The sequence below is a fragment of the Aeromonas sp. XH genome, assembly GCF_033348475.1.
GTDB lineage: Bacteria > Pseudomonadota > Gammaproteobacteria > Enterobacterales > Aeromonadaceae > Aeromonas > Aeromonas sanarellii.
The window spans coordinates 3,359,960-3,379,783 of the sequence record NZ_CP137630.1 but is presented as its reverse complement, the minus strand read 5'-3'; the positions used below and the strand labels follow the sequence as shown (position 1 = coordinate 3,379,783).

The following is a 19,824-nucleotide window of genomic DNA, read 5'->3' as shown; positions in this document are numbered from 1 at the left end:
GCCCCTGCCATTGCAACCAGAGTGTCCGAGCACTCATTCCCTATGAAGGACAGATCCCATGAAGAATCAACACCCCCTGTTGCGGGCGGGCGCCCCCCTGCTCGGCTGTGCGCTGCTGGCACCGCTCGCGATGGCGCAGCAGAGCAGCACGACGGGCGCGTTTCGCAAGGACAACAGCGCCCCCCAGATCTACAGCCAGGAGGGGCTGGTCAACCATTTCGCCCAGCAGCTGCCCTTGGGGGCGACCTTCGCCCCGCGGCTGATCGCCCGGGACGCCGAGAATGGGGATCTCAGTGCCCGCATCAGCCAGAAGAGCGGGGTCAATACCCAGGTGCCTGGCAACTATGTGGTCCAGTATCAGGTCAAGGACGATGGCCTGCCCGCGGTGGATGGCTTCAAGGGATGGGGGAGCACCACCACCACCTTCTCGCTGCCGGTCACCGTCTATGACCCGGAGCGGGAGCATCCCGTCAACCAGCTTGCCCTGGGGGCGCTCTGGGACGAGGGGCCCGTCATCAACAACAGCCTCCTCATGGCGGTGGGGGGCGAGCTGAGCCGTACCCTGTGGATCCCGGGTTCGAACCTGCCGCTGCTGGGGGATCGGCTGTCCATCCGGACCTTCCAGGTGAAGGAGGGGGTCTGGGGTGGCAGCAACCGCCAGTTTGCGCTGCGCCTCACCGATCCCGACAGCGGCGAGGTGCTTTATGACGGGCCCCTGGCCTTCAGCAGCGGGACCACCTTCACCCCCAGCGCCCCCATCCCGGTGCTGGCGGGACGGGATTACCACGTCACCCTGCGCTATCTGGCCGGTACCGGTCAGCAGGGCTTCAAGCGCAACGAGGCGGGGCAGTTCTGGCTCGGTGCCGAGGGGATACAGGAGCAGGGGGTCCATCCCTATGCCCAGGTGCTGGCCGATCCCGCCAACCGGCTCGCGTTCGACCCGGGTTTGAGCCGCCCGCTCAAGGAGAAGCTGCTGAGCAGCGCGGGGGGCGAGGAGGTGCTCCACATCCGCAAACTGCCGGGGGCCGAGGCCAGGGTGTTGAGCTACGCCATCGCGGATCCGGCGCTGGCGACGCTCCAGATCCAGCCGGGAGAGGAAGAGGACAGGCTGGTGCTGAGCGGGCTGCAGGAGGGGGAGACCAACCTGGCGATCCTGGCCAACGGCGAACCGGTCGATCTGGTGCGCCTCGTCGTCACGGCCCCCAAGGCGGTGAGGCTTTCCTACAGCTATATCGCCTTCCCCGGAGAGACCCAGACCCACCTCTGGGATGACGGTGCCCTGATCCAGCGCGACATCAGCCGCCGCTACGCTCCCTACAACATCCGGCTCAGCTGGGTCGACAACGGCGTGCTGGTGCACGAGTGGGACAGGGACGGTGATGGCGACTCGTACGAAGGGGATCGCTCCGAACAGGAGGCCCCCTTCTCCGAGGGCTGGATCCCGAACCAGGGGCAGGTCTTCTCCAACCTCTATGTGATCCGAAGATACAAGGATCCGGCGCGGGCATGTGGCGGGGCCGGGGCAGGGTCGTCCATGGGCATGGGGCCGGACGACGCGCCTCCCCGCGCCGGTTATCGCGCCGCCTGTCCCGGCAACGCCACCGAGCTGGGCCAGTCCCTGACCCTGGCCCACGAGCTGGGCCACAACCTGGGGCTCTGGCACGCCAAGGACACCGATCCCAATGGCGCCACCAACCTCATGTATGTCGGTCGTCAGGAGGGGATCTTCTTCGCCCCCCAATGGCGGGTGATCCACCAGACCCTGAGCCGCCGAATCGCCGCGGGGGATCCCGGAGTGAGCGAAGACGGGGCCCCTGGCCAGAACCGATGAGCGTCATGGGGCGATGACAGGTTCTGGATGGACCTTTCCTCCCCGGCACCGCGACTCACCTCCGAAGAGGGGGGCAAGGCCAAGGCGTTGCCACCCGCTTCATCAGGCTTACCACAACAGGGCATGTGGACATGCCCGCCACAATGAGAACCATAACAATGAAAAAAACACAGCTAGCCAGCCTGATCCTGACCGCCCTGGCGAGCGGCCCCCTGTTGGCCGCCGTCCAGGCTCCCGCGTCCTTGCCCTTCAATACCCAGCCACCGGTAAACGACCTGCAAGGCTCCCTGGCGGCGCAGGTGCAATTCGCCCAGAGCCAGATCCTGCCGGCCCATGTCGCCGAGGGAGACAACCAGCCCAGGCTGACCGCCCTGCGCAAGAGCCTGTTGCTGGTCAGGCCCCTGCAAGCCGAAGCCGGCGTGCCGATGACGGTGACGGCGCGAGATGGCGCCGGGCAGACGCTCGGGACGCTCACCCTCAACCCCCCCGGGCAGTTGCCGAAGACGGCCTATTACCTCGAGGGGTCGCCGGAGGAGGGGGTCGACTTCACCCCGGGGCCGGGCACCAGTGGCCTCATCGACAGCAGCAGCGAGCTGGCCAGACTCAGCGACCCCGCCGGAGCCTTCCTGCAGAGCAAGTTGCAGCCCCACGCCCTGGTCACCATCCAGACCGCGGATGGCCGCTGGGTGCGGGATATTCATCTGCCGGTCGGGGCCGAGCTGGCGGGCAAGATGGTGCGGCTGGCCTCCAACGCCGGTTACAACTCGACCATTTATTACAGTGGCCGCCAGGTGACCCTCTCCCGCGGCCAGAGCCTGCAGTTCAAATTCGTGGCCGGCCAGTGGATCCGTGACGGGGAGCTGGAGAACAACGGCATCCGCTACGCGACCGATGCCTGGAGCGCCGTGCTGCCGGCGGACTGGATCCGGCCTGGCCTGGCGCTGCAACTCAGCCAGGGCGGGCTCAGCGGCGAGCTGACGGATCTGCAGGTCGGCGCCCCGAGCGAGCTGCTCATCCACACCATCGACATCGGCATGCTGACCACCCCCCGGGATCAGTTTGCCTTCGCCAGGGATCCCGAGGCCCACCGTGAATATTTCCAGACGGTGCCGACCAGCCGGCTCATCGTCAGCCAGTACGCCCCCCTGTCGCTGTCGGAGGTGATGCTGCCAAACGGCACCCTGCTCACCGACTTCGATCCCAGCCAGGGCGGCTGGCACGAGGGCACCATGCGCCAGCGAATCGGTAAGGAGCTGATCTCCCACGGCATCGACAACGCGAACTACGGCATCAACAGCACGGCCGGCGAGGGGGAGGGCAGCCATCCCTATGTGGTGGCCCAGCTGGCGGCCCACAACAGCCGGGGCAAGTACGCCAACGGCATCCAGGTGCACGGGGGCTCGGGTGGCGGCGGCATCGTCACCCTCGACAGCTCCCTCGGCAACGAGTTCAGCCACGAGGTGGGCCACAACTATGGCCTGGGGCACTATGTCGGCGGTTTCACCGGCTCGGTGCACCGCAGCGCCGAGGCGATCAACTCGACCTGGGGCTGGGACGGGGATCGCAATCGCTTCATTCCCAACTTCGGCCCCGCCCGCACCGGCCAGAGCGCCTGTCTCGACGGCCAGTGCCAGGCACCGTTCGAGGGCCACGCGTTCGGTTTCGATGCCATGGCGGGCGGCGCGCCCTTCTCCGGCTTCAACCGCTTCACCCTCTACACCCCGAACTCGGCCGCCATCATCCAGCGTTTCCTCGAGAGCAAGGCGGTGTTCGATGCCGCTTCCCCGACCGGATTTCGCAAATGGGATGCCGCCACCGCCACCATGGTGCCCTACCAGCACAGGGTCGAGCGGCTGGAGCAGATCAGCGCCCCGGTCAATGACCTGAGTGAAGCCAGGCTGGCGGCCCTGCTGGCGGAGTATGACCTGGTCAAGGTAGCCATGTGGGACGGCAACTGGACGCGCAACATCCAGGCGCCGCCTGCCGGAGCCGGGAATGCGGGGCGCATCCTGACCGTGGAGCACGGTGCCGGCTACAACAGCATCCTCTTCATCAACGGCCAGCAGATCACCGTCTCCCGTGGCTTCAAGAAGAGCTACACCTCGGATGGCAGCCGCTGGCACGAAGGGCCTGTGGTGGATACTCGGGTGGTGCGCAAGCCGCAGGCATTCGGGGTGCCGGTGACGACCCTGGTGGGCTATTACGATCCTCGCGGGTTGTTGCCGAGCTACCTCTATCCGGCCTTGCACGGCGCTTACGGTTTCGGCTATGGGGATGACGGCGAGGGGATCGGGGCGGGGGATTGCCAGCTGCAGGTGGAGACCCGGGATGGCTTGCTGCACTTCCGGCTCGCCAATCACCGGCTCAATGCCGGCGTGATGAACAAGTTCCATGTCAACGTGCCCACGGCCAGCGAACCACGGAGCGCCGCCGTGATCTGTGCCGCCCGTACCCTGGATCAGAGGCCTGTCCCGGCGCCGGGGGCGGCGCTCTCCTTCACCGTCAACGGGCGTCCGCTCGAGTAGGTGGCCTCCCCGTCAGACCAGGGGCGAGCTCGGCCATACAGACAAAAATGCCAAAAAAAGGCCCATACGGGCCTTTTTTTCATCCGGAATGGCGCGCTCAGAGCGGCTTCTGCCACAGGCTCAGCAGCAGATCCTGCTCGAGCTCGTCAGGCCCCTGGTGGGTGAAGGCGTGGCGCTGCTCGCCGCTGGCGCGCCAGCCGAGGCGGCTGGTCTCCAGAATGTGTTCGCGCAAACCTTGATCCAGCGCCGTGCTGAACTGGCTGCGCTGCCGGGCAACCGGGGTGAGCCCGGCGAGGCTCGGCCAGCTCAGGGGATGTTCCATGCTCACCGGGTTCAGGCTGACGCGCAATTGCCACTGGTGGCGAGGGCCCGGCTGCACATGGAGCAGGTAGCCGCCCGGCGCCAGCCAGTTGACCAGCTGCTCTGTCTTGACCTTGAGGTCGTTGACCAGCAACACATGGGCCTTGCCCGGTTGCAGCGGGGCGCGCACCGGATCGGCGATGACGAACTGAGCCTCAGGCTGCGCCTTGTTGGCGGCGAAGATGGCGTTCTTGGCGATGTCGAACCCGGCGAATTGCCAGCCAGGGAGGCGCTCGGCCAGGGCGCGGCAGTAGTAGCCTTCGCCACAGCCGAGGTGGATCAGCTCATGCTCCCCGAGTGGCGCAAGCAGCTCGACCATGGCCTCCACCAGGGGCAGCTGGTGGCCCTGCTCCAGGAAGCGGCGCCTGGCGCGCAGCAGGGCCCGGCTGTCGCTGTCCTTGGGGTTCTTGGTGCCGGGGATCAGGTCCAGATAACCTTCAGGAGCGGGATCGAAGTGGTGCTTGTTGGCGCAGTAGCGGCCCTTGGAGGCGTCATGCAACTGGAGGGGGCTGCGGCAAAGGGGGCATTGAAGGTGCATAGGTGTTCTCTTGGCGAAGGCCATGTCGGCGGGGGCGTTCGGGATTATAGGGGAGAGGATCAGAAAAGGCTGCCGTGGCAGCCTTTTTATCCAACGGCGCTGTGCGGGCGCCGTCGGGGAACCCGATCAGCGGGTACCAAACACCACTATGGTCTTGCCGTGGGCGGAGATGAGCTCCTGCTCTTCCAGCATCTTGAGGATGCGGCCGACGGTTTCGCGAGAGCAGCCGACGATCTGGCCGATCTCCTGACGGGTGATCTTGATCTGCATACCATCCGGGTGGGTCATGGCATCCGGCTGTCTGGCCAGGTTGAGCAGGGTCTGGGCAATGCGGCCGGTCACGTCCAGGAAGGCGAGGTTGCCGACCTTCTGGCTGGTGTGCTGCAGGCGCTTGGCCATCTGGCCGGAGAGACGCATCAGGATGTCCGGGTTGACCTGGATCAGCTGGCGGAACTTCTTGTAGGAGATCTCGGCGACTTCACAGGCGCCTTTGGCACGTACCCAGGCGGAACGCTCCGGATTCTCGTTCTCTTCGAACATCCCCATCTCGCCCAGGAAATCCCCCTGATTCAGGTAGGAGAGGATCATCTCCTTGCCTTCGTCATCCTTGATCAGGACGGCGACGGTACCCTTGACGATGTAGTAGAGGGTTTCCGCTTTCTCACCGGCGTGGATCAGGGTGCTCTTGGCGGGATACTTATGAATGTGGCAATGCGACAAGAACCACTCGAGGGTGGGATCGCTTTGCGGTTTGCCAATGATCATGAGACTTCCTCTGTAGTGTCATTTTTATGGACTGTGCGTCCAGGCAAGTTGCCAAGCTTGCCATTCCTTACTCTTTGGTCGCAGTAGAATAAGAGCCTTTGCCTGTGCTGACAAGGCTTTGGGGCATTGCCATCCGTCAGTGAGCCGCGATCTGCTGCGTCGTTCGGGGCATTCTAGGCAAGAAGAGGAGGGCAGATGTTGATTTCGATCTATTTCCCCCCGGGTCTGCGGCAGTTTCGCAAGGTGCGGCCGGGACGGCACGGGCGGGTCGGGATCCCGCGACGATGCAGGATGACGAGTCATGTGCCACTCGACCCCTGCTTGAGGTATGCTATGGGCGTCAGAACCGTCGTCATTGAGAGGAAGTGAGAGATGAAAGCCAAGGTCAGCTGGGTCGAAGGCATGAAGTTTGTGGGCGAGAGCGAGTCCGGTCATCAGGTGACCCTGGACGGCGCCAACCCGGGGGAAGGTGCCAGCCCGATGGAGATGATCCTGCTGGCGGTTGGCGGGTGCAGCTCCATCGACGTGGTCTCCATCCTGGAGAAGGCCCGTCAGACCGTGACCGCCTGCCATGTGGAGCTGGAAGGGGAGCGCGCCGACTCCGTGCCCCGGGTATTCCAGAAGATCCACCTCAAGTTCGTCGTGACCGGCAAGGGTCTGGCCGAGAAGCAGGTGGCCCGTGCGGTGGACCTGTCCATGGAGAAATATTGTTCCGTTTCCCTGATGTTGGAAAAAGCGGTAGAAATTACCCATAGTTATCAAATTCTTGAAGCTTGACAGTCGTAGTTTGTCCCGTCGATAACGCCATGACATAAGGAAAGTGCGATGAAAAAAATGATGATGTTGCTTCCCCTGTTCGGGCTTGCCGCCTGCAGTGCGCCGCAGCCGACCCAGTATCAATACAGCCAGTATCAGTGCGGGGAAGAGTTGCTGGGGATCACCTATGATGCCCAGGCCGACATGGTGCAGTTCCCTTATGCCGGCGTGTATCACAAGCTGGGGCGCATCGAGTCGCCCAAAGAGATCGCCAGCTATTCCGACGGGGTGACCACCTTCTCCCAACAGGACAAGCAGGCTACCCTGGTCAAGAGTGGCGTGACCCAGCTCACCTGCGAGCTGAAATGATCCTCATGCCGTCACGGCGTGTATGCAAAACGGCCTGCTTGAAGCAGGCCGTTTTGTTCTGGGGCGGGTTTATCGGGCGGGCAGGGCGCCCAGCAGCTGGGCGGCGAGCTGCTGGCTGAGCTGGCCGCGGGCCTCCTCGGCGACGGGCACGTCGCTGGCGAGCTGGATGGCGCTGCTCCACACCGTCTGCTGGGTGCGTCTGTCGAGCAGCAGTATGGCCAGGGTGCCCTTGCGAGCATCGGCGGCGGCATTCAGACCCGGGGTCATGCCGAGGCGGGAAAAGACCTCCCCGTCGCTCATGTCCTGGCTGCCCGCCACCCCGATGGCGACCCAGACGTCGGCGTCATCCAGGGGCACGCTGCGCCAGCCCTTGCCGTCGAGTTCCCGGGTCACGGCCTGCTGTACCGGCTCCAGCCAGGGCGCGGCGCTGTTGCCCGCATACTGGAACTGCTCGGCGAGTGCATAGCGTGGCGTCGCCCCATAGGGCCAGTTGTCTGCCGGACGCACCACCATGGTGCCCGTTTCGACGGTGGGGGCCGCGGGGCCCGTGCTGCAGCCGCCCAGCAGGGCAGCCAGTGTGAATGAGAGAAGTGCACCGCGCATCGATAAGCTCCTTGGCTCAGGTGATCTTGCCCGTTTCGATCAGTTGCTGGATCAGGGGGCGCAGGATCAGCTCCATCGCGAAACCCATCTTGCCGCCCGGCACGACTATGGTGTTCATCCTGGACATGAAGGCGCCGTCTATCATCGACAGCAGGTAGGGGAAGTCCACCTGCTTGATGCCCCGAAACCGTATCACCAGCATACTCTCGTCCAGGCTGGGTATCACTTTGGCGCTGAAGGGGTTGGAGGTGTCGACGGTCGGTACCCGCTGGAAGTTGATGTGGGTGCGGGAGAACTGGGGCGTGATGAAGTTGATGTAGTCGTCCATGGAGCGGACGATGGAGTCGGTCACCGCCTCCCGGGAGTGGCCGCGCTCCGAGGTGTCGCGAATGAGCTTCTGGATCCACTCCAGGTTGACGATGGGCACCACGCCGATGAGAAAGTCCACGTGCCGTGCCACGTTGTGCTCGTCGGTGACCACGCCCCCATGGAGCCCCTCGTAGAACAGCAGGTCCGTCTCGCCCGGCAGATCCTGCCAGGGGGTGAAGGTGCCCGGCATCTGGTTGAAGGGCACCGCCTCGTCGAAGCTGTGCAGGTAGCGCCGGTACTGGCCGGTGCCGCTCTGGCCGTACTCCTGGAAGAAGGACTCCAGCAGCCCGAAGTCGTTGGCCTCGGGGCCGAAGTAGCTGATGTGCCGTCCCTGCTCCCGGGCCTTGCGGATGGCGACATCCATCTCGGGCCTGGTATAGCGGTGGAAACTGTCCCCCTCGACCACGGCTGCCTTGTACCCGAGCTGGTGGAACATGGAGCGAAAGGCGTTGGTGGAGGTGGAGGTGCCGGCACCGGATGAACCGGTGACCGCGATGATGGGATGCTTGGCCGACATAGAATTCTCTCTTCCTTGGGAGTTCCGTTATAAGGGCTGGCCCAAAGTGCGGTCAAGTGCGCCGTCTTGCCGCACTATCCTCCGGCCGGCTCTGCCAGCCTGGCGCACAGTGTGCCTCCCACCGGGGAGAAGGCGGCCCACGGGCGGCCTTCCCGGCGGGCGCCGCGCCCCGGCCGAACGCCGGATGGCCAGAGGAACAGGGAAAAACGGATGAAGATTCTTCAGCCCGGGTCCCCCATCCTGTGTCATTCTTGCTGGAAGTCGTCAGTCGACGCCTTGCTTAAATGAGTCTTGTGCACGACATTGACGCTCTCGTGCAACTCGCTGTAAACGAGCACGGCGCTGCCTTGTTGTAATTGTTGCCGGACCTCTTCGACCTTGTCGGCCAGGCTGACATCCTGCTCGCCATACTCGGTGCCCTCTTGCAGGACAAAGTGCTCGAGCAGGTTGGTGAGGGTGTCGGGATCCAGTTCTTGCCAGGGGATAATCATGGTTTCATCTTCAGTCAGTGGAGTGCGGATATTGTCGGTGTCTCGCCGGCCAGCGCAAGGGGTTTGTCACGGACCGGGCGAGGGGTGGTATGTCTCCTTCTGAAGCCCGCCGCCCCTCGGGTCAGTTCGAACAGCACCTGTTCGATGCCCGCCGCCACGCCCTCTGCGCCGGACTGCGCTGGTTCTGGGCCATCAACCTGATCGCCATCCTGTTCCTGCTGACCCGCTTCCACATCTACCAGGAGGCGCACCTGGTGCTCGTGGACCGCCTGCCCTGGTCCTACGAGTGGCAGCTCCTCGCCATGGCCGGCGTCTGCCTGCTGTTTCCGCTCGGTTGGCGCTGGCTCGCCCGCCAGCCCCACGTCCTCTGGCAGATCTCCCTGTGGGCCTGCGCCCTCGGCTGGGGCCTGGCCTGGGCTCTGGCGGGCTACACCATCTCGATCGTCGATCTGAAGGGAGGCTTCAGCTTCATCTTCAACATGGTCAGCCTGCTGCTGCTGACCGGCCTGATCGCGGCTTATTGCGACGTGCGGCTGTTTTACGCGCTGGTGTTCGCCCCTTTGCTGTTTCTGCTGCTGAGGGCCTCGTGGAGCCCTGAGCCCTTTGTGCTGGTCAACATCATAGTGGTCTGCATGCTGCTGGTCGTGCTGGAAACTGGGCGGCGCATGCTCAACGGCTGGTTCGAGCTGGCCGTGTCGAGGGAGTATGACAACCTGATGCTGGCGCACAAGATGAATGCCATGGCTCACCGGGATCCCCTGACCGGCCTGGCCAACCGTCGGCACTTCGATCAGGTATGCAAGCGCGCCATCGCGCAGGGCACGACCCTGGAACTGCCGCTCACGGTGATCCTGCTCGATGTGGACTTCTTCAAGCGCTACAACGATCGCTACGGCCATCAGGCGGGGGATGCGTGCCTGATCCTGGTGGCCGAGTGCCTGGAGGAGAGCGTGCGCGAGCCCGGCGATCTGGTGGCCCGATACGGCGGGGAGGAGTTCGTGGTGCTGCTGCAGGAGACGACGCTGGCCGGTGGCCAGGAGGTGGCGGAGCGCATTCGTGCCACCCTGGCGGCCCGGGCGCTGCCCCACGAGGACTCCGACGTGTCGCCCTACCTCACCCTGAGCCAGGGCATAGCCCAGTGGCGTCCGGGGGAGAGCCTCGTCATGCTGCTCGAGCGGGTCGACGGCGCCCTCTATCGGGCCAAGGAGGAGGGGCGCAACGGTTATCGCATCGCGCCCTGAGTCTGCTCCTGCAGCCACAGGCTGATGCGCTCATCCAGCCAGAATCGGGGCCGCCAGGGGGAGCCGTGCAGGAAGCCCACGTGGCCGCCCCGTCGACTCAGCTCGTAGCGCACCTGGGGGGAGAGCTGCTCTGGCCCCGGGATGACGGCGCCAGTCATGAAGGGATCGTCGGCGGCGTGGATGACCAGGGTCGGGATGGGAATGCGGGCCAGCAGACCCAGACCGGAGCAGGTCTGATAGTAGTGATCGGCGCTGGCGAAGCCGTGGAGTGGTGCCGTCACCTGCTCGTCGAACTCCCGCAGGGTGGCGATGCGCGCGATCTGCGCCGGTTGCCAGCGGGCCCGGGCGGTGGCCAGATGCCGGATCTTGCTCTGCAGATTGGCCCGCATGGTGCGCAGCAGATAGCGCTGATAGACCCGTGAGAACCCCTGATTGACCCGATCGGCACAGCTTGCCAGTTGCAGCGGGGCCGAGATCACCACTGCGGCCTTCAGTTCGGCCGGGCAGGCGCGCGCCAGCAGGTTGACCAGCATGTTGCCCCCCAGGGAATAACCGATGGCGATGAGCGGCTTGCCGGGGAAGCGCCGACCCAGCTCGGCGATCACCGCCTCTGCATCCTCGATGGCGCCGGAGTGGTAGGCCCGCAGCAACCGGTTCGGCTCGCCGCTGCAGCCCCGAAAATGCATCAGCACCGCCTCCTGCCCCTGCCGTTGCAGATGGGCGAACAGCCCCTTGGCATAGTGGGAGTGAATGCTCCCCTCCAGCCCGTGAAACAGCACGATCAGCGGCCCCGGGCCCTGGCTGACGTCGCCGCTCCAGGCGAGATCGACGAAGTCGCCATCCGCCAGCTCGAAGCGCTCCTGAATGAAGCGGGCCGGCGAGCGGCGCAGCCACTTGGGCAAGATGGTCTGCAGGTGGGCATTGCGGGCCCACCAGGGGGCGTGGAAGTGGCTTTCTGTCAGCATGGGATGACTCGGAACGACGGGAAGAGATAGAGGCGGCGAGCCAAGGCCCGCCGCAACATCAGGCCGGCAGGTGATCGTGGTGCTCGGCACCGCGCAGCATGGCCTGGATCAGCTCGTTGGCTTCAAACTTGGTGAGCGCCTCGTGGGCCCCGACCTGGTGGGCCCGCTCCACGCTGATCTCGCTGGAGAGGGAGGTGTGCAGGATGATGTAGGCCTCCGCCAGCCTGGGGTCGCTCTGCACCTCGAAGGCCAGCTCGTACCCGTCCAGCCCCGGCATCTCGATGTCGCTCACCAGGATGTCGATCCGCTTGCCCTGGGTGGCCCTGGCCTGCATCAGGGCGAGGGCGTCGCGGCCGTTGGTGCAGACCTCGTAGGGAATGTTGATGTAATCCAGCGCCGCCATCAGCTGGCGGCGGGCGACGGAGGAGTCGTCCACCAGCAGGATCCGCATCGGCTTGAGCCGCTCGCGCTGCACGTCGGTCAGCACGGGGTAGAGGTGGCTGGGATCGTCCGGATAGACCCGCGACAGGATGAGCTCCACGTCCAGCAGCTGGATCAGCTGCTCCCCCACCCGGGTCACGCCGGTGACGAACACGTTCTGCCCGAGGGAGGGGGGCGGCGGCTCGATGTCACGCCAGTTGCACTCGGTGATCTTGTCGATGCCCCGCACCAGGAAACCCACCAGGGTGCGGCGGCAATCCGTGATGATGATGAAGCAGTGGGGCATCTCCTCCCTGCTGATGGGGCGATAGCCCACCGCCATGGCCATGTCGATCACGGGGATGGTGGTGCCCCGCATGCTGGCGGCCCCGAGCACGGTCGGATGCGACTGCGGCAGGGCGGTGAGCTGGGTGTAGGGCACTATCTCCTTCACCTTGAGGGTGCCGATGGCGAAGGATTGTCTGGCAGAGAGGTGGAACAGCAACATGCCCTGGGATTGGTTGGCCTTGCTCGTCATGGCGGATGTCCTGTTGATCTAGTCGGTGACGGTCAATCTGGTGTTCAGCATAGAGGATGGTGACAAGGATGACTCCTTCGTTGTTAGCGACCGCACGCCGCAAAACTGGATCCCTTCCACCATCTTTTATTTTGTCGTCCGGCTCAGCGGGAGGGCGAGGGCTCGGCGTCGAGGGCGTGACCCAGCCACCGCAGGGAGGCCTCGGCCAGCGCCGCGTCATCCCGGTAGCCCAGCCTGGCCACCACCTGGGCCGGCGTGCTGCCGCTTCGACGCAGGCGAACCCCCTGCAGCAGTCGCCACTGTTCCTGCAGGGCCTGGGCGTCTGGCCCACCGAGACCGCGCTCGGCAAGCAGGGCCTGCCAGGCCGTGTCGCTGCCCGGTTGCTGGCTGGCCAGCGCCTGCCAGGCGGTTTGCAGCGCGGTGTCCGGCTGCGGCGCCAGGACGCATGCCTGCAGCTCGTCCCCCAGAATGCGCAGGCGCTCGCCAAAGGGGCCCTGCCAGTCGCGGGGGCGCAACCAGGTGGCCAGGTTGTCCAGCAGGGCATCCATCAGCGGGCTCGCCTGCAACCAGCCGGCCTGGGCCGGCTGCGCCACCCGCACGGAGCAGGCCAGCAGATCGTATTGGCAACCCGCAAGGGGCGTCAGGGCGGCGAGGGCATCGGCGCAGAGCCAGAAGTGGCTGCCCTCGGTCAGCAGCAGCTCGTGGGCGCCGAGTCTCAGCAGTGCCGCCCCCCGGGTGACGCGCAGCAACTGGCCCATGGGGGAGCGTTTGCGGGGGCCGACCTGGAGGCTGGGAGTGGAAAAATGCTGATACTCGATGGCGTGATGCATGTAAAAACCCTGATATGATGCTGCCCGGAGGTAACAAAAATGGAAACCAGACGTAAAAAGCGCTTCATTGCCGGGGCAGTGTGCCCGGCGTGCGGCAAGATGGACACCATGATGCTGTATATGGAGCATGGAGTCGAGAAGGTGACCTGTGTCGACTGCGGGGATACCCAGGTGCAGACCCAGGCCGAGGTGGACAAGGCGACCCGCGAGGCGGAGCAGGTCATCGGGGTGTTTCGTCCCGAATGATGGGCTGCCGGATGGGGGCATTGAGCGAAGGCATGCACGATGCAGGGTGTGCGTTTGTCGCGCCTCGCCGCGAGTGAGGGCCTCTCGGGAATAGCCGGGGTGAGATCAGACCCGTGCCGGACTGCCGACTTTTTCAGCACGACGGGGCGGGGCAGATCATATGCTTGGCCACCTTTTTAAGGTATTCTGGGCCCGTTTTTTTCTATCCGCAGGATCCCTGACATGAAAGTAGCTCCCCTGAGCGTGGTTACGCTGGAATACACGGTCACCGACGAACACGGTGAAGTCATCGACACCACAGTCGGTAAAGAGCCGCTGGTGTATCTGCACGGCACCCGTTACCTGGTCTCCGGCCTCGAAGCCGAGCTGGAAGGTCGCAGCGTGGGCGAGGCATTCGACGTCACCCTGACGCCGAGCCAGGCCTATGGCGAGTATGACGAGAACCTGGTGCAGGAAGTGCCCGGCGAGTTGTTCGATGGCATGGAAGTGTCTGAAGGGGATACTTTTGTGGCCGAGACCGACGATGGCCACCGTCCGGTGACCGTCATCGAGGTGTCCGAGGAGTTCGTCAAGGTGGATGGCAACCATCCCCTGGCCGGCGTGACCCTGGGCTTCAAGGTCGAGATCAAGGACGTGCGTGCCGCCACCGCCGAAGAGCTGGCCCACGGCCACGTACACGGTGCCGGTGGTTGCGGTCACGACCATGGTCATGACCACGACCACGATCATGATCACGACCATGGCCACGGCGGTTGCTGTGGTGGTCACGGCCACGATCACGGTCACGACCACGGTGATGACCATGGTCATGGCGGCTGCTGCGGTGGCGGCGGTTGCGGTGGCAAGGGCCATCACCACTGATTTCGGCCTGGCCGATGATGAAAAAACCCGCCTAGTGCGGGTTTTTTCATGGCTGCGCACTCAGTAGTGCGGGGGCGGGGTCTCTTCGGCCATGCTGGCAATCTGGCTCGGCTGCACGCTCTGCAGCTTCTCCACCAGCAGATGGATCTGGTGCTTGAGCCGATCCAGCTCGCGGCCCTGGGTGGTGACTTCGTCGTTGAGCTGCTCCACCGTGTATTCGGCATAGGCGAGGCGGCTTTCCAGGGTTTCGAGGCGATCGTTTAGTTGCTGACTCATGGGCCTTTGGGTCCTTACTTGATAGTCCAGATTTCGGCCAGGCCGCTGGAGCTGGCGCTGACGAGGTGGCCATTGTCGCGCAAAGCCACGCCGTAGACCACAGCGCTCGGCGGTTTCACCCTGGGGTGGGGCGAGACCCGCCAGCTCTGCAACTGGTGGCCGTCGCTCACCCGCCACAGGGAGAGCTGGCGGGAGGGGGCGCCGGTGATGAGCCAGTTGCCGTCGTTGGCAAAGCGCGCGCTGGTGTAGACCTCGAAGCGGTGGTCGAACCGCAGCCTGCTGTGTTCCTTGCCGGTTTTCAGATCCCAGATGCTGGCTTGGCGGCTGTCGGCGGTGAAGGCGAAACGCCCGCCGGGGTCTAGCCTCGCCAGCACCACCCGACTGCCATGGTTGAAGCGCCATATCACCTGGCCGCTGCGAGTATCCCACAGATAGGCGCTGTAGTCGTTGCCGCCGGTGAGGGCGTAGCGGCCGTTGGCGGAGAGATCCACGGTATTGACCTGCTCGGTGTGACCGAGGAACTGCAGCCGGCGGCCGGTCTGGGTGTCCACCAGCTCCGCCTTGCCGTCGGCACGGCCGATCAGCACCTGGCGGCCATCCGCCGAGAGCGCCGCATCGCGCAGGCTGGACTCGGGCAGGGAGTAGTAGCCCTGGGAGCGACCATCCTGCAGGCGCCAGATGGCAAAGGTGCCCTGGGTGGCTGTGATGGCGTGGCTGTCGTCAGGGGAGAAGCGGGTCAGGGTGACGAACTCTTCCCGATCGTCGCTCTGGCGCCAGCGCCAGCGCTCCTTGCCCTGGTCCAGATCCCACACCACAGTGCCCTGACCCAGGCTGGAGACCAGGGCCAGCTTGCCGGAGCCCGCGAGATCCGCGCTCAGCAGGCCCTGTTCGGCGAGGCGGATCTGCCGACCGGGCTGCGAGCCCTGTTCGCATCCCGCCAGCATCAGGCAGATACCGATGAGATAAATGGCACTTTTGATCATTTTTCCTGTCTCATGCTTTCGTTACCTGCGATCACGGCGTTAGTATAAGGCGCTTATCACGATAAACCTCTCATTTCACGAAGGAACCGAGAGCGGTATTTAGAGTTTTGGAGAAACTGATGAACAATTTTCTGAAGGTGTCCCTGTTGGCTGCGGCGGTTGCCGTCGGTCTGACTGCTTGCCAAAAAGACGAGAAGCCTGCTGCGAATACCGCAGAGGTCAAGGCAGAAGCCAGCAAGTCGGCAGAGGCCCCCAAGGCAGAAGCCAAGAGCTTTGAAGAGCAATCCGGCTATGCGATCGGCCTCTCCATGGGTCGTTATATCGCCAATACCCTGGAGCGTCAGCAGGAGCTCGGCATCAAGCTGGACAATACCGTGATCCTTCAGGGGGTCACCGACGGTCTGGGCAAGAAGGCCAGCATGACCGACGAGGAGATCCAGAAGGTTCTGCAGGAATATGACGCCAAGATCAACGAGCTGACCAAGGCCAAGGCCGACAAGGACGCCGTGGAAAACCTGAAGAAGGGCGAAGAGTACCTGGCAGCCAACGCCAAGAAAGAGGGCGTGAAGAGCACCGAGTCCGGTCTGCAATACCTGGTGGAGAAGATGGGTGACGGCGCCAAGCCGAAGGCCACCGACATCGTCAAGGTACACTACACCGGCACCCTGACCGATGGCACCAAGTTCGACAGCTCCGTCGATCGCGGCGAGCCGGCCACCTTCCCGCTGAACCAGGTGATCCCGGGCTGGACCGAAGGCGTGCAGCTGATGCCCGTCGGTTCCAAGTTCAAGTTCTTCCTGCCCTCCAAGCTGGCCTACGGCGAGCACGGTGCCGGCTCCATCCCGGCCAACGCCGTGCTGGTATTCGACGTCGAGCTGCTGGCCATCGAGAAGCCCGCCGCCAATGGCGACGACAGCAAGAAATAAGCTGACCATGCGATGAAAACGGCTCCCCAGGGAGCCGTTTTTGCTTGTGTGGCGTCGAGGGCGGTGGGAGAAAGCCGCGAGCCCGTCTTGAGTGTGCGGCGGCTAGCCCCCAGAATAGATAACAAAATCAAGCGCAAGGATGGATCTCGTGGCTGAAAGCAAACCCCGTGTCCTGCTGGTGGAAGATACCCGCAGTCTGGCCGTCGTCTATGAGCAGTACCTGGCCCAGGATGGCTATGAGGTACAGCTGGCCGATTGCGGCCAGCAGGCGCTGGCGCAGCTGCTGGCGAGCCCTCCACCCGTGGTGCTGCTGGATCTGGAGTTGCCCGACATGTCCGGCATGGACATTCTGCAGCAGATCACCGAGCGGCAACTGCCCTGCTCCGTGGTGGTGATCACCGCCCACGGCTCGGTGGACGTGGCGGTGGAGGCGATGCGATTCGGCGCCTTCGACTTCCTGACCAAGCCGTTCGACGGCAAGCGGCTGTGCGCCACGGCCCGCAATGCCCTCAAGCACCAGCAGCTCAGCTCGCTGGTGGCCCAGTATAGGGAAAACTTCGAGCGCAGCTCCTTTGCCGGCTTCATCGGCGCCTCCATGGCGATGCAGGCGGTCTACCGCATCATCGAGAGCGCGGCGCCAAGCAAGGCGACCGTCTTCATCACCGGCGAGAGCGGCACCGGCAAGGAGGTGTGCGCCGAGGCCATCCACCAGTGCAGCCCGCGTCGTGAGCAGCCCTTCATCGCGCTGAACTGCGCCGCCATTCCCCACGATCTGATGGAGAGCGAGATCTTCGGCCACGTGAAGGGTTCCTTTACCGGTGCCCAGGGGGATCGCAAGGGGGCGGCCAGCCTGGCGGACGGTGGCACTCTCTTCCTCGACGAGATCTGCGAGATGGATCTCGACCTGCAGAGCAAGCTGCTGCGCTTCATCCAGACCGGCACCCTGCAGCGGGTCGGCAGCGGCAAGCTGGAGACGGTGGACGTGCGCTTCGTCTGCGCCACCAACCGGGATCCCCTGGTGGAGGTGAAGGCGGGGCGTTTTCGCGAGGACCTCTATTATCGCCTGCACGTGATCCCGCTCCCCCTGCCACCCCTGCGCGAGCGCGGTGAAGACATCCTGCTGCTGGCCCGCGACCTCCTGCTGCGATATGCCAGGGAGGAGAACAAGCGCTTCAAGGATTTCGATGCTGACGCCGTGCGGGTGCTGCTCGACTACCCCTGGCCAGGCAACGTACGCGAGCTGCAGAACGTGGTGCGCAACATAGTGGTGCTCAACGACCGCGAGCTGGTGAGCCCGGAGATACTGCCGCCCCCGCTCAATGGTGGACGCGTGCTCGCGGTGCCGGCCCCGGCGCCCGAGACGTCGGACGTCCCGGTCGTGCCCGTGCAGGCCCGCCTTCCCGTTCGCCCGCTCTGGCTGGTGGAGAAGGAGGCCATCGAGCAGGCCATCGCCAGTTGTGATGGCAACATCCCCAAGGCGGCGGCCCTGCTGGAGATCAGTCCCTCCACCATCTATCGCAAGAAGCAGAGCTGGGAAGAGGCGAGCCTGGCCTGAAGCGGGATGACATCCGTTCTCCTGGGCGGATGCGCTCGTGTGCGGGGCGGCCAATTGGCCGCCCCGCTGTTGTCTTGCTAGAGCTTGGCGAGGCGCTTGAGCCTGGCCAGCCGCTCTGCCTCGTTGGCCTTGAACCACTCATCCTGTGACAGCAGAAACCAGGCGCGGGCAAAGTATTCGGCCGCTGCCGTATCCTCCAGTATCAGGGCATTCTCCCCCAGCTCTTCAAACAGATAACCGTCCTCGGGAGCTCCGGCGGCGGCCATGTCGGCCCGCAACTGAGCCAGTGCCGCCATGGCCTGCTCGTGCAACCCCTGGGCCCGGCTCAGGCGCGCCAGGCTCCAGCGGGCGATAAAGGCCTTGCCCTGATTGTTGTGCCGCTCGTGCCAGGCCAGGCATTTTTGCTGACAGGCGATGGCCTCGTCGAGGCGCCCCAGCTCGAACAGGGTCCAGCCCTGATTGTTGTAGAGGGTGGCGAGCCAGCCGCGCGCCTTTGTATCGGTACTGCGCTCGGCCAGTTCCATCGCCAGCAGGTGCCAGCGGCTCTGCTCCTCCAGCGGGGCGGCGATGGCGATCATGTGGGCGGCGTCGATGGCAAGATACAACTCCTTGTGCTTGAGCCCCTGCTGCCAGGCCTGTTCAAACAGGGCTCTGGCGCTGGCCTTGTCGCCGGCGGAGTTGAAGGTGCGACCGCGCTCCAGCAGGACGCGCAGGCGGGCCCTCGGGGTGGTCTCGGTGAGGCGGGGTTCTATCTCGTCGAGCAGTTGGTGCGCCTGTGCAAACTGGCGTTGCAGGGAGTGGGTGCGGGCTATCTGGGTGAGCAGTTCCAGTTCGCACTGCAGGCCGGCGGCGCGCGTCTCGGGCAGCAGGGCATGAAAACGCAGGGCGCTGGCGGCGGGATCCTGGTAATCCCACTGCGCCATGAAATCGGGCGGACTGTCCATCTGGCCTCCTTGCCGGTTATCCACTCACCAAGATGCCTGCCGGCCATTGTTTGTACAAGGGGCGCCCGTCACAGAGCGCCCCTTGAGTCATGTCCATATGGCTGAGTCAGTAGACCATGGCCAGGCTCATCAGCATCAGGCCGAGGGCGGCGAAGGCCCCCTCCTTGATGGCCAGGCGCGGCACCAGCGCCTTGGGCAGGGCCGGGAACAGGCTGAGGGCGAAGCCCAGCCCCGGCATCAGCCAGTGGAAGGCCGGGTTGCGCGAGGCGGGATCGGCCGCCCCGTTGATGATGATGAGCAGGATGAAGAGGGTGAACGCGGGCAGGATAAACCAGCGGGCGTGCCCGGCGGCGACCGCCCGCAGCGGGGAGATGCGATAGAGCACCAGGGTCACGAGGAAGAGGGCAAGGGGAGCCAGCAGGTAGAGCGGGGCCGGATTCATGATGAGGGGTCTCCAGACAAGGGGGGCAGAGTGTAAGCAGTCCGGGCGAGGGATGACCAGCTCCCCGCTCCCGGGCTGTGAGGCCGATCCCAGGGCAAAGGTTTGCCCAAGACGGGATCAGCGCAGCCAGAACCAGAGGCAGGCAAACGCCAGCCAGCTCAGTCCCAGCAAGACCCAGGGCAGCGGATGCTGGCGGGGGATCTCGATCACCTCGACCTCGCTCTCCTCCTCCTGTGCCTCTCGGGGGGCCTGCTTCGCCCTGGCTTGCAGCTTCTTCTGGCGGCTGGCCTCCCGGGCCTTGGCCTTCATCTGTTTCTTGTATTCGTCTATGCCCTTCTGGATCCCCTGGGCGATCAGCTGGGTCTGCTCCTTGGTCTGCCCCGGCTTCTGGTTGGCGCGGGCGATCTTCATCGCCTCCTGCTGGGTCTCGGGGGAAATTTTGTCGTACTTGGCCATTCCAGGCACTCCTTGGC

Annotated in this window: 22 protein-coding genes; 9 read left to right on the top strand and 13 right to left on the bottom strand. The window is 64.7% G+C overall.

Annotated elements, in window-relative coordinates:
* Positions 1 to 58 precede the first annotated feature (58 nt).
* Positions 59 to 1,831, top strand: a complete 1,773-nt coding sequence (locus R2B70_RS15520; RefSeq protein ID WP_318161926.1) for an immunoglobulin-like domain-containing protein — start codon at positions 59 to 61, stop codon at positions 1,829 to 1,831.
* 158 nt (positions 1,832 to 1,989) lie between these two features.
* Positions 1,990 to 4,356, top strand: coding sequence for a M66 family metalloprotease (locus R2B70_RS15515; RefSeq protein WP_412055146.1), 2,367 nt, complete (start codon positions 1,990 to 1,992; stop codon positions 4,354 to 4,356).
* A gap of 97 nt (positions 4,357 to 4,453) precedes the next feature.
* Here R2B70_RS15515 and R2B70_RS15510 read toward each other — a convergent pair whose 3' ends face one another.
* Positions 4,454 to 5,254, bottom strand: a complete 801-nt coding sequence (locus R2B70_RS15510; RefSeq protein WP_318161925.1) for a putative RNA methyltransferase — start codon at positions 5,252 to 5,254, stop codon at positions 4,454 to 4,456.
* 126 nt (positions 5,255 to 5,380) lie between these two features.
* Complete coding sequence (gene crp / locus R2B70_RS15505; RefSeq protein WP_042074976.1) at positions 5,381 to 6,019, bottom strand: cAMP-activated global transcriptional regulator CRP; 639 nt, start codon at positions 6,017 to 6,019, stop codon at positions 5,381 to 5,383.
* Positions 6,020 to 6,391: 372 nt separating this feature from the next.
* Here crp and R2B70_RS15500 point away from each other — a divergent pair, with 372 nt between their 5' ends.
* Both R2B70_RS15500 and R2B70_RS15495 read left to right on the top strand, forming a co-directional pair.
* On the top strand, positions 6,392 to 6,796 hold the full coding sequence (locus R2B70_RS15500) for an OsmC family protein (RefSeq protein ID WP_042074974.1): 405 nt from the start codon (positions 6,392 to 6,394) through the stop codon (positions 6,794 to 6,796).
* A gap of 48 nt (positions 6,797 to 6,844) precedes the next feature.
* Positions 6,845 to 7,144, top strand: a complete 300-nt coding sequence (locus R2B70_RS15495; protein ID WP_042074972.1) for a hypothetical protein — start codon at positions 6,845 to 6,847, stop codon at positions 7,142 to 7,144.
* A 69-nt stretch (positions 7,145 to 7,213) separates the two neighbouring features.
* Here R2B70_RS15495 and R2B70_RS15490 read toward each other — a convergent pair whose 3' ends face one another.
* From R2B70_RS15490 to R2B70_RS15480, 3 genes are all read right to left on the bottom strand, one after another.
* The gene (locus R2B70_RS15490) at positions 7,214 to 7,747 is read right to left on the bottom strand and encodes a DUF4136 domain-containing protein (RefSeq protein WP_216990891.1); all 534 of its coding nucleotides are present in this window, start codon (positions 7,745 to 7,747) and stop codon (positions 7,214 to 7,216) included.
* 16 nt (positions 7,748 to 7,763) lie between these two features.
* Positions 7,764 to 8,633 (bottom strand): phosphoribulokinase, encoded by an 870-nt coding sequence (locus R2B70_RS15485; protein WP_043758373.1) that lies wholly within the window; start codon positions 8,631 to 8,633, stop codon positions 7,764 to 7,766.
* A gap of 245 nt (positions 8,634 to 8,878) precedes the next feature.
* Positions 8,879 to 9,124 carry a YheU family protein gene (locus R2B70_RS15480; RefSeq protein ID WP_042074967.1) on the bottom strand — a complete coding sequence of 82 codons (246 nt, stop codon included), beginning with the start codon at positions 9,122 to 9,124 and terminating at the stop codon, positions 8,879 to 8,881.
* Between the two features lie 89 nt (positions 9,125 to 9,213).
* Here R2B70_RS15480 and R2B70_RS15475 point away from each other — a divergent pair, with 89 nt between their 5' ends.
* Positions 9,214 to 10,365: a diguanylate cyclase gene (locus tag R2B70_RS15475; protein WP_209794659.1), complete on the top strand. Its 1,152-nt coding sequence runs from the start codon at positions 9,214 to 9,216 to the stop codon at positions 10,363 to 10,365.
* Here R2B70_RS15475 and R2B70_RS15470 read toward each other — a convergent pair.
* The 3 genes from R2B70_RS15470 to R2B70_RS15460 form a co-directional block, all read right to left on the bottom strand.
* Positions 10,347 to 11,330, bottom strand: a complete 984-nt coding sequence (locus tag R2B70_RS15470; protein WP_042074962.1) for a hydrolase — start codon at positions 11,328 to 11,330, stop codon at positions 10,347 to 10,349. The genes R2B70_RS15475 and R2B70_RS15470 overlap by 19 nt on opposite strands.
* Before the next feature lie 58 nt (positions 11,331 to 11,388).
* Positions 11,389 to 12,288: a chemotaxis protein CheV gene (locus R2B70_RS15465; RefSeq protein ID WP_042074960.1), complete on the bottom strand. Its 900-nt coding sequence runs from the start codon at positions 12,286 to 12,288 to the stop codon at positions 11,389 to 11,391.
* Between the two features lie 143 nt (positions 12,289 to 12,431).
* Positions 12,432 to 13,118 (bottom strand): hypothetical protein, encoded by a 687-nt coding sequence (locus R2B70_RS15460; protein WP_042074959.1) that lies wholly within the window; start codon positions 13,116 to 13,118, stop codon positions 12,432 to 12,434.
* A gap of 39 nt (positions 13,119 to 13,157) precedes the next feature.
* Between R2B70_RS15460 and R2B70_RS15455 the strand changes: the two genes are divergently transcribed.
* Both R2B70_RS15455 and R2B70_RS15450 read left to right on the top strand, forming a co-directional pair.
* Complete coding sequence (locus R2B70_RS15455) at positions 13,158 to 13,364, top strand: YheV family putative zinc ribbon protein (RefSeq protein WP_033130616.1); 207 nt, start codon at positions 13,158 to 13,160, stop codon at positions 13,362 to 13,364.
* 222 nt (positions 13,365 to 13,586) lie between these two features.
* Entirely contained in the window at positions 13,587 to 14,225 is a 639-nt protein-coding gene (locus R2B70_RS15450) for a peptidylprolyl isomerase (RefSeq protein ID WP_318161924.1), read from the top strand.
* 60 nt (positions 14,226 to 14,285) lie between these two features.
* On the opposite strand, the gene R2B70_RS15445 is transcribed toward R2B70_RS15450, so the two are convergent.
* The gene (locus tag R2B70_RS15445) at positions 14,286 to 14,501 is read right to left on the bottom strand and encodes a SlyX family protein (RefSeq protein ID WP_042074954.1); all 216 of its coding nucleotides are present in this window, start codon (positions 14,499 to 14,501) and stop codon (positions 14,286 to 14,288) included.
* Between the two features lie 14 nt (positions 14,502 to 14,515).
* Entirely contained in the window at positions 14,516 to 15,484 is a 969-nt protein-coding gene (locus R2B70_RS15440; RefSeq protein ID WP_318161923.1) for a hypothetical protein, read from the bottom strand.
* A gap of 119 nt (positions 15,485 to 15,603) precedes the next feature.
* Here R2B70_RS15440 and fkpA point away from each other — a divergent pair, with 119 nt between their 5' ends.
* Positions 15,604 to 16,410: an FKBP-type peptidyl-prolyl cis-trans isomerase gene (gene fkpA / locus R2B70_RS15435; RefSeq protein ID WP_042074950.1), complete on the top strand. Its 807-nt coding sequence runs from the start codon at positions 15,604 to 15,606 to the stop codon at positions 16,408 to 16,410.
* A gap of 148 nt (positions 16,411 to 16,558) precedes the next feature.
* Complete coding sequence (locus tag R2B70_RS15430; protein WP_216990885.1) at positions 16,559 to 17,965, top strand: sigma-54-dependent transcriptional regulator; 1,407 nt, start codon at positions 16,559 to 16,561, stop codon at positions 17,963 to 17,965.
* Between the two features lie 77 nt (positions 17,966 to 18,042).
* On the opposite strand, the gene R2B70_RS15425 is transcribed toward R2B70_RS15430, so the two are convergent.
* From R2B70_RS15425 to R2B70_RS15415, 3 genes are all read right to left on the bottom strand, one after another.
* Positions 18,043 to 18,909, bottom strand: coding sequence for a tetratricopeptide repeat protein (locus R2B70_RS15425; RefSeq protein WP_318161922.1), 867 nt, complete (start codon positions 18,907 to 18,909; stop codon positions 18,043 to 18,045).
* 106 nt (positions 18,910 to 19,015) lie between these two features.
* Positions 19,016 to 19,351, bottom strand: a complete 336-nt coding sequence (locus R2B70_RS15420) for a hypothetical protein (protein WP_042074946.1) — start codon at positions 19,349 to 19,351, stop codon at positions 19,016 to 19,018.
* Between the two features lie 117 nt (positions 19,352 to 19,468).
* Positions 19,469 to 19,807, bottom strand: a complete 339-nt coding sequence (locus R2B70_RS15415) for a DUF2956 domain-containing protein (protein WP_202211624.1) — start codon at positions 19,805 to 19,807, stop codon at positions 19,469 to 19,471.
* Between the last annotated feature and the right edge of the window lie 17 nt (positions 19,808 to 19,824).